Source organism: Spirosoma harenae (assembly GCF_054776975.1).
In genome coordinates, this window is sequence record NZ_BAAHBD010000007.1 from 385709 (window position 1) to 403253 (window position 17545).

A 17545-nucleotide genomic window follows, 5' to 3' on the forward strand; every position below is an offset into this window, starting at 1 on the left:
AAAAATCATCTTCTCAATAGGAGGTAGACAGTCTTATAGATAATAGTTATTCTTTGTTTATTCGCCATTCAGCCTCTACATTAGTGCTGCTCCCAACCACTGATGATACGTTTTCGTCACCTGTTGTGCCTGTTGATAGGCTGTTTACTGGCTGTTCGCTTGCTGGCGCAACCGCTGATGAATCAGCCTGTTATCCAGTTGCCGACAAATGAATATCAGGTATCATTGCAAGGAGGATTGGCCTACTTTCGCGATTCGCTCGACACGCGAACTATTACTGATGTACTAAGTCTGACGGCTGAATCAGCCTTTCAGCCTATAACGACCCCCGTTCCAAATTTCGGCTATATATCCGGTCTAAAGGCAGCAAGACCTGTCTGGCTGCGGTTTCGACTGGAGAATCCTAAAAACACGGCGCAAGATTGGCTGGCTGAAGTTGATTTTTGGGCATTTGACGAACTACAACTGTTTATTGTCGATGCAAACAATCGGCTTCTATCTACGTCACGGGTAGTTGGCTGGAAAACACCCGCCGAGCAGCGAATTCGATATCACCGGCATTACTGGTTTCCATTCACCGTGCCAGCCAATCAGCAGGTTACGGCCTATTTCCGCGTCTTTAAACAACGAGGAACTCAGCTCGTACCAATCAGTTTGCTACGCGAATCGGCTTATGAGTCGATTGTGCAGAAAGGGTACTTATTTTGGGGAGGAGTCCTGTTCTCGCTGACGTTTGTGGCAATGCTGAGTTTTATCCTCTTCCTGACCACCTTCGACCGCATTTATTCGAAATATATTTTCTGCGTACTGGGTCTGGCTGGTTTCTTTTTCATCAACGATGGGTTTATGAACCAGTTCGCTTCCGAATCGCAATTCTGGTTGCCCCGCCAGAATGTTTACTTTCTGTTTCCGCTCATTCTGTTCTATTCCCAACTAACCTTCGTTCGTACATTTTTATCCCTTGAGGATACCCCATCATACCGCTGGCATACGATCGGAACGGTCGTTCTTTGGTGCGGACTCGTTTGCCTGTTTTGTCTGACCTTTGAATTAGTTACGCCCCTCACACCAACTGTCGAACTGATTATTATACGGATATTCTCAGTTTTTTACTGGCTACCCATGCCGGTTATTGTAGCCTATATCGTAATCAGCATTATCCGAGGATATCATGTACGCGAAGGCTGGCTGTACCTTGTTGCCGTTTCGCCATTTTATACCCTCAATCTCGGCCAGGTCTTTGCCAATTTCGGCTTGATTCCTACCTACGAACCCGTTGCGAATTTTACGTATTATGCCGTGGCTGCTCTATTTGAGGTACTGGCTCTGACCATTGGCCTGGCCTATCGCTATAAATTAGAGCGCGACCAAACCGAGCGACTTATCAAAGAAAGTACCGTTCAGCAACAACGAGCGTACGAAGCCGAAGTGCAGACATTAGCATTGAAAAATGGCTTACTGGTTGAAAAAGAGCGTATTGCCCGCGATCTGCACGATAATGTTGGCGCGCATCTGGCGTTTATTGTCACCAACCTGACGCATATCAGTGATCAGGTCGAAAAACAGCCGATTCAGGATGGAAAGCAATGGGCTGGCCGATTGCGTAACATCGTAACTCATACACGAGAGGCTGTCAAATTATTACGCGAAACTATTTGGGCCATTCATCAGGAAAGCTTTACTGTCGAGGAATTTGATGAGCGATTGAATCAATACATCAATCGGTATTTCCACGAAACGAATGGCCTGAATGTCGACGTACAGGTGACGGGCTCGCAAACCCAGCGATTGAGTTCAACGCAGGTTTTGAATCTGTTCCGCATTGTTCAGGAAGCGCTTAATAATGTGGTCAAACACGCACAGGCGACGTCGGCGCGGGTTCTGCTAAAAGTCAGTTCGAGTGGACATATTAATTTGCGTATCCACGATAATGGCCGAGGATTTACCTGGACCAGTGAAGCGCGTTCGGGGCAGCATTACGGTCTGCAAAATATGCAAACCCGGGCGAAAGAACTGGGCGGTACGTTCCGGGTGTTCGCTGAAGAAGGTACTACCGTAGAAGTTGAAGTATAACGATTCGGTCAGCGCGATTGATAAGGTCCAAAGACAGACTTAACCGTAAACTTTTCGGTACTGTCGTCAACGATAATGACCTGATACGTTTCTCCGCCCGGCGCAACCCGCAACACGATATGTCCTTTACTACTTTTGAGTCGGTTCAATAACTCGCCAATAACTAATTTGTTGGCTTCCAGCATATCCGTAGCAAAAACATCCCGTTCGCCCGGATAAATTTCCTGCGAATAAATTCGGTCCAGCACATCGTGACCTGGGTGATCCGACGACCAGACAGGTATAACAAAAACCCGAGGCCGAAGCGCACCTAGCAAATGATCGTTTTGCGAATCCCGGTTGCCGTGATGATCAAGAATATGCGCATCTACAGGCCCAACTACTTTTGATACCGGCGTTTCAACATCATTCCAGGCTGGCGCTCCGAAGCGAAGTATCCCCGGTAGATCGCCACCAGAGAAATAATCGAACTTACCGTAACGTAGCCGAATCGCAATGCTGCACATATTTTCGGACGGTAACTGACTCAGGTTCAGCCCCGCCAGATCGGGGAAGAGTTTACGTGTTTCTGTACCAGCACCCGTCCATACTTCGCCATTAGCAATAATATTCCTGATTTCGAATGTATTCGTGAATTGAGCGGGAGCCTTCTTTAAGACAATCTGATCATTACGCCCCGGTTTGCTTCGCTCAAAAACGGTTCCCTTGTTTTTGCCTTGCCAGTCCACGAACGCTTTGTAGTTGGTCATCATTAGGCTAACCTGTGGAGTCGGGTATGTATAATCCGGCCAACCCCGGTCCATAATCTTGTCGATGGGCAGATAGGCAGCTACCTGCGTAATTCCTGTTAGCACGAAATTGCCCTCTTTCGATTTGGGCGAAATCGACGAGGGACTACCCATATGATCGTTATGAAAGTGAGTGAGTTGAGCATAATCCAACTTTGGCGTAAGCTGGCTCATCGTCATCATGCTGATGATGTACCGGGCAATCCACTCGCCCGGCTGTTTGTCTGCATTGGGCACGGCAGATGTATTTCGAGGGCTTAATGTTCTGGGCGAAGTCGGATCGAGGGCACCCGCATCAATCAGCAGCGTTGTGCCATCAGGCAGGATAAAAAACGTTGCATTGCCCCGGCCTGTATTAATGTGGTGAATATCCAGATTTCCCGCTTTCCAGGGAGGGAGCGTTTCTTTCTCTTTTTGGGCGTAACTGCTATCAACAACCAAAAGAAAAATTGAAAGGAGCAACAAAAGAAGCTGTATAGAAAACGTCTTCATGGGGTATAATTTGATAAACGTTCTGCGTTTACGAATGGTCGAAAATCATTCGCCAGCCGCCTTTCGTTTTTTCCCAGACCGTCGTAAACCAGCCGGTTCGATTAGGCTTATCCCCACCGCTAAGCACATATTGGCCCGTTACTAGTGCATTGGATTTTCCCAACATACGTACGTTGACGTGTTCGTACCGTAATATCTGAAGAGGCCGCCCGGTTTTCCAGAACCCATTCTTCATCGTATTCTCAATAACTTCTACTCCCCCGCGCGGTCCATTAGGTCCCATCTCCTGCGCATCGGGCGTATAGGCTCCTAAGTACTGTTGTAGGTTCCCCCGATTCCAGCCTGCTGATGTGGAATCAAGAGCCTGACGAATTTCGGTTTCTGCCGCGCCTGGCTTCGGTTTGGCAAATCCCAGCGATGTAAAGAGGAGAAATGCTGCCGTGTAGAAAATAATTTTTTGCATTTTTTATGGTTTGGTTAACGGTTTGCTTATCGGCCAATTTAAGCTACGCATTTTTCAACGGATAGCAAAAATCTAGTAGACGGTATCCCTTGGGCTGTCCTGAAACCCTGTTTTGCTAATAAATCGACAACTTTTTGTTATTTCCTTCATTTGTTTGAGATCACTGTATATTGGCAAGATTTTGGTAATCTGTCTGGCATGTAACTTTGCTGAACATGACCAGTCAGATGCCTCAAACCAATCTTCTGAAACAATATATTAAGACTTTTCATGCATCCCGACCGGTATTTCCGGGAGTTCTGCCTCGTAAGTGGGGTGAGCAATTCAGCGATGCCGAATTACAACAAATTTATACGGCTTTAACACTCGTTATAAAGCAGGCCGACGCCTATTCGCGAGAAAACTTGATTCGTGAATTTGAATCGTTTGCCTATTCCCCCCAGCATCTTCGTTGGTATCTGGACCGTTTCTGGAACGAAATTGTTGATTTACTGATAGATGTACCTAAATCTGCGAATAATTACCAACTGAACTAAGGCTAAAAAGGCGTTTATATAGACTTGTTTATCAGCAGGCAGTAATTAATCACATCTCATCTATAACGTATCGCTGTTACTAGCCAGCGAAAGGATAATCTGCTTGCAGAATACGTCTTGCCCTACCATCCTTTCTTTGTACTTTTGTTTTCCTTATCATAAATCAGGAAAAGCCTTTGAAAGAATACGGCAGCAGCATACAAAAGCTCGTTGACAATATGGTCAACATCGACGATCGAGAAAAGCGTACCCGGTACGCACATATTCTGATCGAGTTAATGCGGCAAATTCACCCGAACATGAAAGATGGGCAGGATTACTACAACAAGTTGTGGGATGATCTGTACATCATGTCTGGGTTTACGCTGGACGTCGATAGCCCCTATCCGCCACCGTCTGAAGAAGCCCTGGGTAAAAAGCCTCAGACGGTTCCCTACAATACACATCATTTGAAATTCAAGCACTTTGGCCGTAATGTGGATTTGCTAGTTGCCAAAGCAGTTGCTCTGGAAGATCAGGAGGAACGCCGAGCATTCGTTTCGTATCTGACGCGCTTGATGCGTACTTTTTATCAGGCCTGGAATAAAGAATCCGTTGAAGACGAAACCATTTATCAAAGTTTGATTGAGCTTTCGAATGGTCAACTCTACGACGATATTAAACTCATTCGGGAAGAAGGCCTTGTTGAATCGACTCCACGCGAGCGAACGGGCGACCAACCTCAGCGCGTAGGTGGCAATCAATACCGAAATGACCGAAATCGGGATAATGGATCGGGCATGAATCAAGGACGCTCTAATCGCGATGGTGGTCAACAGCGGAACTTCGGAAACCGCAACCGTAATGACCGCGATGGTGGATCGAATCAGGGGCGTCCAAACCGTGATAATAATGGCCAACGTAATTTCGGCAATCGAAACAACGGCCCAGGTGGTCAAAACCGAAACAACGACCGCCGAAGACGATAACTTTTTAACGATGAGTGATAAGTGATGAACGATGAATAAAATGGCTTGATGGCTTTATTCATCGTTCATCACTTATCACTCATAACTCATCACTCCAAGAATGGCATCTTTTCAAATTACGGGCGGGCGCAAACTGAAAGGCGACCTTATTCCGCAAGGCGCAAAAAACGAAGCGTTACAGATTCTTTGTGCCGTATTACTTACCAAAGAACCCATTGTTATCCACAATATTCCAAGCATCCGCGATGTCAACCAACTGATTGATTTACTGGGGGATTTAGGTGTTTGGGTAACCAAAATGGGTGAAAGTTCATACCGTTTCCAGGCCAGCGATGTAAATCTGGATTATCTGGAAACCGAAACCTATAAGCGAAAAGCAGCTGCCCTCCGTGGGTCGGTTATGTTGCTTGGGCCGATGCTGGCTCGTTTCAAAAAAGGTCGTATTCCGCGTCCAGGTGGTGATAAAATTGGCCGTCGCCGACTGGATACGCACTTTCTGGGTTTCGAAAAATTGGGCGCACAGTTCAATTACGATGCCAACGATGGTGGATATTATCAGGTAGATGCCAGCAATTTGCGCGGAACCTATATGCTTCTTGATGAAGCGTCAGTAACGGGTACAGCTAATGTACTGATGGCTGCCGTTATGGCCGAGGGAACAACAACCATTTATAATGCCGCCTGTGAGCCTTATTTGCAGCAACTCAGCAAGATGCTCAATTCGATGGGGGCAAAGATTACGGGTGTCGGGTCTAACCTGCTCACGATTGAAGGCGTTTCGGAACTACATGGCACCGAGCACACCATGCTGCCCGATATGATCGAAATCGGATCGTTTATTGGCCTGGCCGCTATGACGCAATCCGAAATTACGATCAAAAATTGCCGCATTCCGGAACTAGGGATTATTCCTGATCAGTTCAAACGGCTTGGTATTCAGATGGAATTTCGGGGCGATGACATTTATATTCCCGCTCAGGAGCATTATCAGATTGATTCATTTTTGGATGGCGGTATGATGACCGTGGCGGATGCTCCCTGGCCAGGCTTTACCCCCGACTTACTCAGTATTGTTCTGGTAACAGCTGTACAGGCCCAGGGAACACTACTAATCCACCAGAAAATGTTCGAAAGCCGGCTGTTTTTTGTGGATAAACTGATCGATATGGGCGCTCAAATTATCCTCTGCGATCCGCACCGGGCTACCGTCGTAGGGCTAAACCGTCAGATTCCGTTGAAAGGTATTCGGATGTCATCGCCCGATATTCGGGCTGGCGTTGCGTTATTGATTGCCGCCATGTCGGCCAAAGGAACCAGTATTATTGACAGTATTGAGCAGATTGATCGTGGCTATCAGCATATTGATACGCGCCTGAACGCCATTGGTGCTGAGATTATTCGGTTGTAATTTCTTGCTAATCGTTTTTACAAAGAAGGGCTATATGAAAGCCCTTTTTTGGTTCTCTACTTAAACCGAAGTAACTCGCCTAAACCTTCTGACTTGATTTTTGTCTTTAGTATATAGTTCGTTTACTTAGCGACAAAAATTGATTGTTAAATCATGTTACGACGAATGAAAACATCACAATCCAATCTATTTATCTGGGCGTTAACCTTCTCGTTAGCAGGTATTTCATTAGCTGCTTGTGGCCAGGCGACTACTGGTGCAGCTACGGCCAGTCAATCGGCTAATGATCCCGCTAAAACTGCCTTATTAACTCCCTTACAGCAAACCGTTACCAAGATCAAAAAACTGGTTGCTACGGGAGACCCCGATTTCGACTATGCATTTCAGGCTAAATTGCATGCGCAGGGCGCTCAGGACTTGCTGAAACAGGAAATTCAGAGTGGGAAAGACACAGCCTTACTAAAAATAGCTAAAACGTTGTTGCCTGCTACCGAATCCGAGATTACACTGGTAGATGGTACGATGCGCCAATTGAAACCAACGCGTCCCAATCAGGCCTATACGCAGCAGCAAAGTCGCAACGTCGAGGCAATGAGTTTAAAATTGCAGCAAACGGGTTCTAGCGACAAATTGACGAGCAATCTTGATAAAAATTTTGCGACTCTTTTGCTTGATCAGCGTCAGGATGCGATTGATATGGCTACGACATACCTGCAATACGGTAAAAACGAAACCCTACGGAATTATGCTCAGGGTCTGATCGATAAATCGAAGAAGGAAATGGCGCAAATTAAGGCGGTACAAAAATAAAAAAGACGATCACGTTTGGCTTTTAAAAACGGGAAGTATCTTCATGCTTCCCGTTTTTGTGTATATGGAAGTAGCTCAAACATTTATTCCGACGGCAGGTACTAGTGGGATTCTGCCCATGATTACGTACTTTTTGCTTGTCGTAGCCATGCTTGCCTTTTTAGGCAATTTTATTTTTATACTGACCTCGTATACGAGAATCGCTCCTGAGCCAGCCGCATCTCCTTATCGACAGATGCCTATAATAGTACTGATTTGCAGCGCGATAACAGGCTGGGTTTATTATTTTCTTCAAAGTTATTACCACGATATGTTGGCCGAATTGGCCACTGTTGGCGACTTGGCCGATCGTCAAACGTTACTGCGTGAATCCTATAATGCAGTCGGACAATATCGGTATATGGGCTGGTTTATTACGACACCTCTGCTATTGATTCACATAGTAGCTATATTCAAGATTCAATTCGATACGACCAAACGACCTATAGCCGCTTTAGTAGTGTCCACCTTATTCATGGTGCTGGCTAGTTATATTGGTCATCAACAAGTATCGTTTGATAACGAAATTCAGGTTGGCCCAAAAGCTATCTGGGGGCTTATTGCCTTGATTGACTACGTATTTATTCTGTTTACGCTGAATAAGCTTTGGAAGCAAACCGATGACTCAACTCCGCTGAATCATCAACCTCAGTTTCGCTTTAAGGCCTTGCCCATTCTAACGATCTGGGGTGTTTATTTACTTGGTTTTTTTCTGACCCTTCTACCAATCGATTTCAACTGGATTCACATCCTTTTTACGCTGGCCGATCTGATTAGTATTATTGGCATAGGCTTAGTTGCTTACGTTAGCTATTCTCAAACAGAATCGACTGCCAGTGCCAACCGGTTGGAAAATAATTGAATACAAACACCTATTCACTATGCGTGTCGTTTACAGATTTGTTCTTTTACTTCTTCTGATAGCTAGTCGACCCATTTTTGCTCAGAATGGAATTGTTGTTTTTCAGTCTGATTTTGGGTTGAAAGATGGAGCTGTATCAGCCATGAAAGGCGTAGCTTTAGACGTATCGCCAACGCTGAAATTGTTCGATCTGACCCACGAAATTCCGGCGTATAACATCTGGGAGGCCGCTTATCGGTTGTATCAAACCGTAACATACTATCCAAAAGGAACCGTTTTTGTGTCGGTTTGCGATCCGGGAGTTGGGACCGGACGTCGTTCTGTCGTTTTATTAACTAATTCTGGACATTATATTGTAACGCCTGATAATGGTACGCTTACCTTAGTAGCTGAACAGTTGGGCATTCGGCAAATTCGTCAGATTAATGAAGCGATTAACCGCCGGAAAAATTCTGGCCAATCGTATACCTTTCATGGTCGTGATGTATATGCGTATACCGCTGCCCGATTGGCTTCGCGTACCATCCGTTTTGACCAAGTCGGTCCTATATTGCCAAATGAGGTAGTGCGTTTACCGTATCAGAAACCGGAATTAGCGAAGGGAATTGTCAAGGGAAACATTCCGGTTCTGGATATTCAATATGGCAATGTCTGGAGCAATATTCCGAAAACGCTGATCGATCAGCTTGGCGTAAAGGCGGGTGATAACGTACACGTTCAGATTTATCATGCCGACGCGGTTCTATACGACAAATCAGTTCGGCTGGTTAATACCTTTGGCGAAGTTTCTACTGGCGACGATGCAGCGTATATGAACAGCTTACTCAATTTCTCCATTGCGGTTAATATGGGAAATTTTTCAGAGAAATATAAAGTATTCAGTGGCCCCGACTGGACCATTACTGTAAGCAAGTAAACTAATTTTTTGTCATCCTGACCGAAGGGAAGGATCTTAGGATTCCATAATACTCAAATAGGGTATGTTAAGATCCTTCCCTTCGGTCAGGATGACAAAAATGATCAGTGTTTGACTAAGTCAATTCTACACGTAAAAATCAAAAAGCCGCTTTCGTGAAAGCGGCTTCGAACGCATCTATAGGAAACAGAACCTAATCGTTGGTTCCGGGAGAGATTCATGATCGGACTTAAAACAAATTTTTAATGTCGATCCTTCGGTGAAGCTGTTCTTCGTCTTTAAAGGGCAGCATAACCATAACCCGACCTTGTTCGTGAATAGCTTCTATTTGATCGGCGTCAACAAAGGACGGAATGTCTAAAACTCGAAGGAACATCGGTACGGCCAGCCGTTGGCTGACGCCATTCTCCTGATGTTCTGATGTGCCAACCAGCAAAGTATAGAGAACGAGTTTGCTGCCCTCAACTAATACATTAAACGAGTTGGCTTTCACACCGGGGGCCGATATGGTGATGACCAACCGTTCATCTTCCCGCTCGACGTTCATGGTGGTCTGCGTCGACCCACCATAAAGGGTATTCAGCAAGTCGATCTGTCCGGCTGTTCCCTGAAACACGTTTTCTATCGCTTTCATAGTGGATGTTGTTTACTGTTCAACTTCTATACTATAGACAAACCTCGTGCCTAAAGGATTAATCAGTATTTTTCAGACATGATGTCAGGTAAAATTTGCCTTATTTCGGGCCTATAATGCCGTTTTGGCACAATTAAGCTAGTTTCTATAGCACATACGCAATTTTGCCATTGTTGCGATTTATGGGCTTTATGTGGAAAGACAACCACACCCATTACCCAATTGTCGCTACCGAAAGATGGGATTCGTGGCGTATCTTTGTAGAACCATGCATATTAAGATTGGAACGCGAAGTAGCCGATTGGCGGTCTGGCAAGCGGAGTATATTCAAACGTTGCTCCAGCAAGGTGGCGTAAGCTCCGAATTAGTATTAATCGAAACGAAAGGCGATCTGGTATTAGATCGTTCCTTGTCGAAAATTGGTAGTAAAGGCGTATTTACGCAGGAGTTGGAAGACCAACTTCGCGATGGCAGCATTGATATTGCTGTTCATAGCGCCAAAGACCTCCCGTCTAATTTACCGTCCGATTTAGCTATCATAGCGTTTACCGAGCGCGAATTAGCCAATGATGTACTCGTTAGCCGTAATAAATCTCTGTCATTAAAAAGTGGCGAAGCCTTTCGGGTAGGAACGTCATCGACACGTCGGGTAGCGATGCTTAAGCATTATTGTCCCCATCTGACCACGGTTGACATGCGAGGGAATCTGCAAACTCGTATTCGCAAACTGGATGAGGGCCAATGCGATGCGTTGTTGCTGGCTTACGCAGGGGTTCACCGAATGGGCTATGACGATTTAATCGTCGAACATCTCCCGATGGCCGATTTTACGCCCGCTGTAGGGCAAGGAAGCGTTGCCATCGAAGTCGCTACTTCACTGGATAATGAGGTTAGCGAAACGATTAAACGACTGGTCAATCATTTACCAACGGAAGCCTGTTTACGGGCCGAACGTGCTTTTCTAGCCCGGTTAGAAGGTGGTTGCAGTATTCCATCGTTTGCACTCGCTCACTGGACAACCGAAGAAACGATTAGCCTGACTGGTGGGCTGGTCAGTTTAGACGGCATTCAGTTATTACGCGAAACGTTTAGTGGGCCGCCTATCGAGGCTCCGTTGTTAGGACATTCGCTGGCTGAAGCGATTCTGGAACGCGGTGGCGACGAATTATTAATCCAAATTCGCCAACAATTATGACCATTAAAATTGCCACATCGGATGCCGATATCCGGCGATGTATACCGGCTATGATCGCGCTTCGGACTCACCTCACACCTGAAGAGGCATTTGAGCGGATTCGCTCTCAGCAGGAAACCGATGGATTTGTGCTCGCCTTTGTTGACGATGGCAGCGAAATCGCTCCGGCCGTAACAGGTTACCGGTATATGAATTTACTGTACAGCGGAAAGACTTTATACATTGATGATCTGTCAACTTTGCCCGAAGCGCGCGGAAAAGGATACGCTGGTGCTTTAGTGGACTTCGTGATCGATCAGGCCCGGCAGACGAATTGTCAGTGTGTTTCGCTTGATTCGGGACAGAATCCAGCGCGTTATGACGCCCATCGATTGTACCTAAACAAGCGGTTTAATATTGCCAGCCACCATTTCAAACTGGATTTGTAATCGCGCTGCTATTCAGTAATTTGCAATACTATACTAAGTTGAGACGGCTATTGACCTGCGGCTATGAATCTTTTTCGAATTAGTTGGAGTAATCTTCGGGATAAACCGCTTAGCAGCTTCCTGAGTGGACTGTTAATGACTTTTGGCATCACGATTATTTCCTTACTGCTCTTACTGAATAAACAATTAGACGATCAGTTTCGGAAAAATATCAAAGGCATCGACATGGTGCTGGGTGCTAAAGGAAGTCCGCTGCAATTAATTCTATCCAGCATTTATCAGATCGACTCGCCGACGGGCAATATTCCACTCGAAGAAGCTGAACGGCTGACGCGTAATCCGATGATCAAAACGGCAATTCCGCTGGCGATGGGGGATAATTATCATTCGTTTCGGATTGTCGGAACCAACAAAAGCTACCTCGATCATTTTGGCGCGACAGTCGGACAGGGAAAACTATTCCAGCAAAATCTGGAAGTGGTCATCGGCCCACGCGTAGCTGCCGTTACGGGATTGAAAATTGGTGATTCGTTTGCCAGTTCGCACGGATTGGATAAAGACGGTGAAGAGCACGGCGACTCAAAATATAAAGTTGTCGGAATTCTAAATGCGACTAATACGGTCACCGATCAACTGATTCTTACACCTGTATCGAGTGTGTGGGCCGTTCATGGGCATCATGACGAAGATCACCATGATGAAGAGCATCACGAAGCTGGAGAGGCACACGAAGACCATGATGAAGAAGCGCCACGCGAGATCACGAGTATGCTCATTAAGTTTCGGAATCCACTGGGTATGATGCTCGCTCGCGGCATTAACAACAATTCCAAACTCCAGGCGGCTTTACCGAATATTGAAGTGAATCGGCTGTTTTCGCTGCTGGGTGTGGGCGTCGAGACTTTGCGCGGATTAGCGATTGTGATTATGCTTATTTCGGGTATCAGCGTATTTGTGTCGCTCTATAACTCGCTGAAAGAACGGCGATACGAAATGGCCTTGATGCTATCGATGGGCGCTACGCGAGCGCAACTGTTTGGTATGCTATTGCTGGAAGGTATTGTATTAGCCCTAATTGGTTTCGTGCTGGGAATTTTATTAAGCCGTATTGGACTTTGGCTATTTTCCAGCAGTGTATCCGATGAATATCATTACAATCTGGCTGCCTTTGGGATTCTTCCTGAAGAGTGGGGCCTACTGGGAATCGCTCTTCTAATTGGCATTCTAGCCGCTGCCCTTCCTGCCTTAGGCGTCTACCGCATGAACATCTCCCGTACGCTGGCGGAGGAATAAAAATAGTTTGAAACCAGGAATTGTCTAAACCTTCCGTTTTTTGTCATGCTGACCGGTCCGCCGGTACGGAAGGAAGCATCTTAAAATACCTGAACAAGTGAGTTAGGGAACTTCAAGATGCTTCCTTCCGCACCGGCGGACCGGTCAGCATGACAAAAACGTTTGCCCGCATTTTGTCAGAGGTTCAAAACAACTTCAAACTAACTACCTAGTACTTATTAATAACCGAATCTGGCAGCACTTTTACGTCGATGCCGAACGCTTTTAATAAATTAGCCCGGTTGTTTTGGCCATCGACGTAAGCCGGATTCACGACCATCGAGCGGTTATAATAGTACGAAGCTAATTCTAGCTTTTGTCGATTGTTCTCCACCTGACCTTCGCCCTGATAAATTACACCAAGGTTATTGTAAGCGGGAGCGTAGGCATTAGCCGCCCGAATCGTTTGCTTGTAATAGTATTTAGCTGAATCGACATTGGGCGTAATTTTTTGGAAAACGTACGCCATTGAGAAATAGGCTTCTCCAAAGTTTGGGTAAATCCGGGTCGATTCCTGCAAATGATCCAGCGCCCAGCGACCATGTTTATTGGCATGCGCAATGTTGGTATCAATCAATGTCTGCGCTTTCTTGATCTGATCAACGGATGGCTTTGGCTTAATCGCGTTGGTAGCATTTGCAATAGAATCGGCTTTCGCGCGATCTTTCAGCCCCTTTTCGATCCACTCGTTCGCGACGTGCCGCTGTACCTGACAACTGTTCGGTGCATACGGTAAGGCTGAATTAAAGAGAATAAAGTTATTCTTCCAGTCGCGGTTGCGTTCAACTGTTTTGAAGGAATATAATCCAGCAACGACAACCATCAGCACCAGCAGTGGTGCATAACGTACTAGCACAGGTTTTGAGTCAGCTGACGAGCGTACAAGCAATTGCTGTAATGCCCAGATTAAGATAAATCCGAAACCCATAACGGCCGCATAGGCAAATCGTTCGGCGAAAATACCACCCCGGAACCAGATAAAGCCTAAACCTGGCGCCATGGTCACGAAGAACCAGAAGATACCAAAGCCCCAAAGCGTCCGTTTTACAAACCCTTTCCAGGCCAGTACGAGCAATCCTACAAAGGTGAAGAAGCCAGCCCACGTCAATAAATCGCCTTTGCCACCCGATGGAATTACGTTGTACGAATAGTCGTAGACCAATGGATGAGGTAGTATCAGCAATCGAATGTAGTATTCCAGGAACTTGAACATCGTCGATTTCTGCGTTTTCTCGATAGCATAGGGGTAATTCGCCCAGTCGATCGGTGGCGTTCCGCTTAGGGTGCCAATCATTTTCTGTTTCTGATAGAAGAAAACGGCCGCAACGACCAGGAATGGCCACAAACTTATCAATGATTGCCAGACATTCCGACGGGCAAACCAATATTGCATTGCTGGAATCAGGGCCAAGCTAACAATAGACGATTCTTTGGAAAGAAAGGCAAAATAGAGCGATACGCAGGCAAGTCCTAACCAACTTGCAGACATGGAACCCAGGATCAGTGCACCTATTACACCGCCTGCCGCACTTCCTGTCAAGCTGCTACCAATTACATAACCGCCTATAACGGCAAAAAGACCAACTAACCCACCAAAAATCCAGTCAACTGCTGGACCTTTGAACCAGAACGGCGAAGACGATTCCAGATGCTTCCAATAGGAAAGCAACATAAGCGAGATGAACAGGAAGCTCAGAATTTCGTCGCGCCCTTTAATGTTCGCTACGATTTCGGTATGAATCGGATGGGCAATAAATACCAGCCCAATCAAAAAAGCCATAATTGTCTGGCCAGGCAACCATTTCTGGAGGAGTACGCCAACCGATAAACCCGTCAGGCCATACAGGCCAGCGTTAATCATGTGGCTGATGTTCGGATTATCTTTAAAATACTCCTGCTCCAGCGCGAAGGTGATCAGTGAAAGGGGGCGATAATAACCCAGCGATATATTACTAAAGTGCCAGAATTCAGTCCGCAGCAAGTCGGGAATACCCGCAAATCCTTTTTTAACGAATAAATTTTGACCGACAGCAGCAATATCATCCAGCGCATACTGGTGCCCAAACGTATTGATATACAAGCTGAATCCTAATAAAGTCAGAACGGCAACCGGCCACCAGACAACAGGGCGTTTTTTAATTGGTAAATCGGATGTTGATGGTGTACTAACCGGTTTTGCCGGCGCCGTACGAACCGGAGGGCGTTGTGCCGTTTCGTTAACCGTATTAGGTCGGGTAGTACTTTTTGCGGGAGTTGGAACAGGTTTGGGAGAGCCTGAACGAGGGTTTTCGTAAACAGGCGGTTGCTTTCGTTTAGCCATAACAGCGGGTACTCGTCTATTTTTGGGTGTATTGATTCTCTGTTCAGATTTGTAAATAGGCTACCTGGAGAATCACTACATTTATGGATTGATTGTAAAGTTCCGTAAGAATGTCAGCAAAATCAATTCAGATGCATAATCAACTGAAAATACTTGTTTTAGGCATTGGCCTGATGGCCCTGATTAGCAGTTGTGCGACGGTACGTCCAACATCGCCAACAACGGGCACGTCCTCCTCTCAACTCAATCGTTCGGATAACATGGCCCTTGGTAATCCAAGCGGAGCTTCCATCAGCGATCCGGACAATTATTTACTATCTCGACCTCAATATATACTCTCTTATAATCGTAGTCGTGGCATCGCTAATTGGGTTAGCTGGCACCTGAACGCAGCGTCAAAAGGTGATAGCAAGCGAACCGATGCTTTCAAGCCCGATCCGGCTTTACCTAAAGGCTGGTATGCGGCCCGCCCGTCTGATTACACAAACACCGGTTTTGATCGAGGTCACCTCTGTCCTTCCGATGATCGGGATGCGACACCCGAAGATAACGCAGCCACATTCCTCCTAACCAACATCGTGCCACAAGCCCCGCGACATAACCGGGAGACCTGGAAAAATTTAGAAGACTATGAACGTCAACTGATGAGCAACGGTAACGATGTCTATATTATTGCTGGTGTAAATGGCACGGGCGGCACAGGCCAGAATGGTTACGCAACCTCAATTGCAGACGGAAAACTCACCGTTCCGGCCACGCTCTGGAAAATCCTGATCGTTATTCCAACAGGCTATGACGCTATGTTTCAGGTTACGGAAAATACACGAATTATTGCGGTAAATATCCCGAATCAGCAATCAGCCGCCGATAAACCCTGGCAAGCGTACATTACTAGCATCGACGAAATAGAGAAATTGACGGGTTATGATTTTTTGTCGAACGTCTCTGTTGATATTCAGCGAATTATCGAAGCTCGGATGGAAGTAGGGGCTAACTAGACATGAGTTGTTATCAACTAAAAAGCCACAAAGATTTTATGTTCTTTGTGGCTTTTTAGTTGTATAGGTTATCTACTAAGCCGTTACGACGGCTACTTGCTGCATTTCCTGAACAACAGGCTCTGCAATAATTCGTCGTGTGCGTCGGCGTAATAGAGCGATGGCTTCATCATCATTGGCAAAGGCTCCATTTACATTCACCATATTTTTCGCCAGTACATCATATCGACCGCGCATCAGGTAGAAAAAGATTTGTAAGAAATCCAATCCGTCGAAAATGATGGCCTGATTCGTCGCGTATTTATCGATTGTTTTTAGGAAAAATGTTGGGTGCTCCGTCCAGTGCATGCCTGGGCGAATGTGGTGGCTAATATGATAACCATCGTTCCAGCATTTTTTGTTGTACTTCACATTAATACAAGTGATGCTGTTTTTGTATGCATTGCCTGGATCTTCGCTATCCACAAACGCGTGTTGCGTCCAGTTACCCAGCATAGCAATCAGGCGGTAAATAACTAGTGGGACCAGAAAAACAAGAACTACAGCAGGCCAGCTAACGAAACATAGCCCGATACACACTATACCAAAGACAATCTCACCCGTTAAGGCACGAGTGGCTAATTTAGGGCGATTTTTCTGACGAAGGTACGACAGTAGATTACGAACACCGACGACAAAAAAGCGACCAAAATAAGCCAGAAAACTCCGGAAGCTATCCCGCTGGAACGTCATCGTGCTGCTATCGTCATCTTCGAGATTATTCTCGGGATGGTGCATACCAATGTGATGGCTGTAATAGGTTTCGGGCGTATGACCAAAGAAAGGAGCAATTATCCAGGGCAGGTATTTATTCATCCAGTCATATTCTGACTTGAAAAACTGCCGGTGGCTAGTGCAATGCAACATGAGCCCAAATGGCCCTTTGAACACAAAATTGCTAATGTAGAAATGTACCGCAGCTATAGTCCACCATAACCAGCCTGACACGAAAGGCATGAATAGCAAAACGCTCAGTGGAATAAGAATAAAGGTGAGCTTAAGGGTAAGATAAATGAAGGGGAGGTCCCGCTCGTCTTTAATATACTGGAGAAAAAAGCGATCAACTCGCGAATAATCTTTCCCCGTAAAGGTGGGGTCCTGGAGGGTGCTCAGTACCTTCATGGAAATGAGTACGGTGGTTAGAAATAGACAAAAAAATTCGGATAGTCTCGATTTCGCTATGGACGACAATCGAAACTGTCCGAACCTCCGTGTAATACTAACGAAAAAAACCGAACAGAATT

16 protein-coding genes are annotated in these 17545 nt (G+C 45.9%); 11 read left to right on the forward strand and 5 right to left on the reverse strand.

Features of this window, described 5'->3' with window-relative positions; translation table 11 throughout:
• Positions 1–102: 102 nt before the first annotated feature.
• Positions 103–2073 carry a sensor histidine kinase gene (locus ACYVE4_RS07550; protein WP_460996609.1) on the forward strand — a complete coding sequence of 657 codons (1971 nt, stop codon included), beginning with the start codon at positions 103–105 and terminating at the stop codon, positions 2071–2073.
• Between the two features lie 8 nt (positions 2074–2081).
• Here the strand turns inward: ACYVE4_RS07550 and ACYVE4_RS07555 are convergent, their stop codons facing one another.
• Together ACYVE4_RS07555 and ACYVE4_RS07560 are read right to left on the reverse strand one after the other, a co-directional pair.
• On the reverse strand, positions 2082–3353 hold the full coding sequence (locus tag ACYVE4_RS07555) for a ComEC/Rec2 family competence protein (RefSeq protein WP_460996610.1): 1272 nt from the start codon (positions 3351–3353) through the stop codon (positions 2082–2084).
• Positions 3354–3381: 28 nt separating this feature from the next.
• Positions 3382–3816, reverse strand: a complete 435-nt coding sequence (locus tag ACYVE4_RS07560; RefSeq protein WP_460996611.1) for a YybH family protein — start codon at positions 3814–3816, stop codon at positions 3382–3384.
• 215 nt (positions 3817–4031) lie between these two features.
• On the opposite strand from ACYVE4_RS07560, the gene ACYVE4_RS07565 reads away from it, so the two are divergent.
• The 6 genes from ACYVE4_RS07565 (at position 4032) to ACYVE4_RS07590 (ending at position 9355) form a co-directional block, all read left to right on the forward strand.
• Positions 4032–4352, forward strand: coding sequence for a hypothetical protein (locus ACYVE4_RS07565; protein WP_460996612.1), 321 nt, complete (start codon positions 4032–4034; stop codon positions 4350–4352).
• Positions 4353–4528: 176 nt separating this feature from the next.
• Entirely contained in the window at positions 4529–5320 is a 792-nt protein-coding gene (locus ACYVE4_RS07570; RefSeq protein WP_460996613.1) for a DUF4290 domain-containing protein, read from the forward strand.
• 100 nt (positions 5321–5420) lie between these two features.
• Positions 5421–6728, forward strand: a complete 1308-nt coding sequence (murA, locus tag ACYVE4_RS07575; protein ID WP_460996614.1) for a UDP-N-acetylglucosamine 1-carboxyvinyltransferase — start codon at positions 5421–5423, stop codon at positions 6726–6728.
• A 165-nt stretch (positions 6729–6893) separates the two neighbouring features.
• Positions 6894–7538, forward strand: coding sequence for a DUF305 domain-containing protein (locus ACYVE4_RS07580; protein ID WP_460996615.1), 645 nt, complete (start codon positions 6894–6896; stop codon positions 7536–7538).
• Positions 7539–7581: 43 nt separating this feature from the next.
• Positions 7582–8439 (forward strand): bacteriorhodopsin, encoded by an 858-nt coding sequence (locus tag ACYVE4_RS07585; RefSeq protein WP_460996616.1) that lies wholly within the window; start codon positions 7582–7584, stop codon positions 8437–8439.
• Positions 8440–8458: 19 nt separating this feature from the next.
• On the forward strand, positions 8459–9355 hold the full coding sequence (locus ACYVE4_RS07590) for an SAM hydrolase/SAM-dependent halogenase family protein (protein ID WP_460996617.1): 897 nt from the start codon (positions 8459–8461) through the stop codon (positions 9353–9355).
• A 229-nt stretch (positions 9356–9584) separates the two neighbouring features.
• Here ACYVE4_RS07590 and ACYVE4_RS07595 read toward each other — a convergent pair whose 3' ends face one another.
• Entirely contained in the window at positions 9585–9989 is a 405-nt protein-coding gene (locus ACYVE4_RS07595; protein WP_460996618.1) for an Hsp20/alpha crystallin family protein, read from the reverse strand.
• A 268-nt stretch (positions 9990–10257) separates the two neighbouring features.
• Between ACYVE4_RS07595 and hemC the strand changes: the two genes are divergently transcribed.
• The 3 genes from hemC (at position 10258) to ACYVE4_RS07610 (ending at position 12905) form a co-directional block, all read left to right on the forward strand.
• Entirely contained in the window at positions 10258–11184 is a 927-nt protein-coding gene (hemC, locus tag ACYVE4_RS07600) for a hydroxymethylbilane synthase (RefSeq protein ID WP_460996619.1), read from the forward strand.
• Complete coding sequence (locus ACYVE4_RS07605; protein ID WP_460996620.1) at positions 11181–11612, forward strand: GNAT family N-acetyltransferase; 432 nt, start codon at positions 11181–11183, stop codon at positions 11610–11612. The genes hemC and ACYVE4_RS07605 overlap by 4 nt, the downstream gene beginning before the upstream one ends.
• 63 nt (positions 11613–11675) lie before the next feature.
• A complete protein-coding gene (locus ACYVE4_RS07610) occupies positions 11676–12905 on the forward strand; it encodes an ABC transporter permease (RefSeq protein WP_460996621.1) in 1230 nt (409 codons plus the stop codon).
• Between the two features lie 208 nt (positions 12906–13113).
• Here the strand turns inward: ACYVE4_RS07610 and ACYVE4_RS07615 are convergent, their stop codons facing one another.
• Positions 13114–15264 (reverse strand): tetratricopeptide repeat protein, encoded by a 2151-nt coding sequence (locus ACYVE4_RS07615; protein WP_460996622.1) that lies wholly within the window; start codon positions 15262–15264, stop codon positions 13114–13116.
• A gap of 110 nt (positions 15265–15374) precedes the next feature.
• On the opposite strand from ACYVE4_RS07615, the gene ACYVE4_RS07620 reads away from it, so the two are divergent.
• Entirely contained in the window at positions 15375–16262 is an 888-nt protein-coding gene (locus ACYVE4_RS07620) for a DNA/RNA non-specific endonuclease (RefSeq protein WP_460996623.1), read from the forward strand.
• Positions 16263–16337: 75 nt separating this feature from the next.
• Here the strand turns inward: ACYVE4_RS07620 and ACYVE4_RS07625 are convergent, their stop codons facing one another.
• Positions 16338–17423 carry a fatty acid desaturase family protein gene (locus ACYVE4_RS07625; RefSeq protein WP_460996624.1) on the reverse strand — a complete coding sequence of 362 codons (1086 nt, stop codon included), beginning with the start codon at positions 17421–17423 and terminating at the stop codon, positions 16338–16340.
• Positions 17424–17545: the final 122 nt, after the last annotated feature.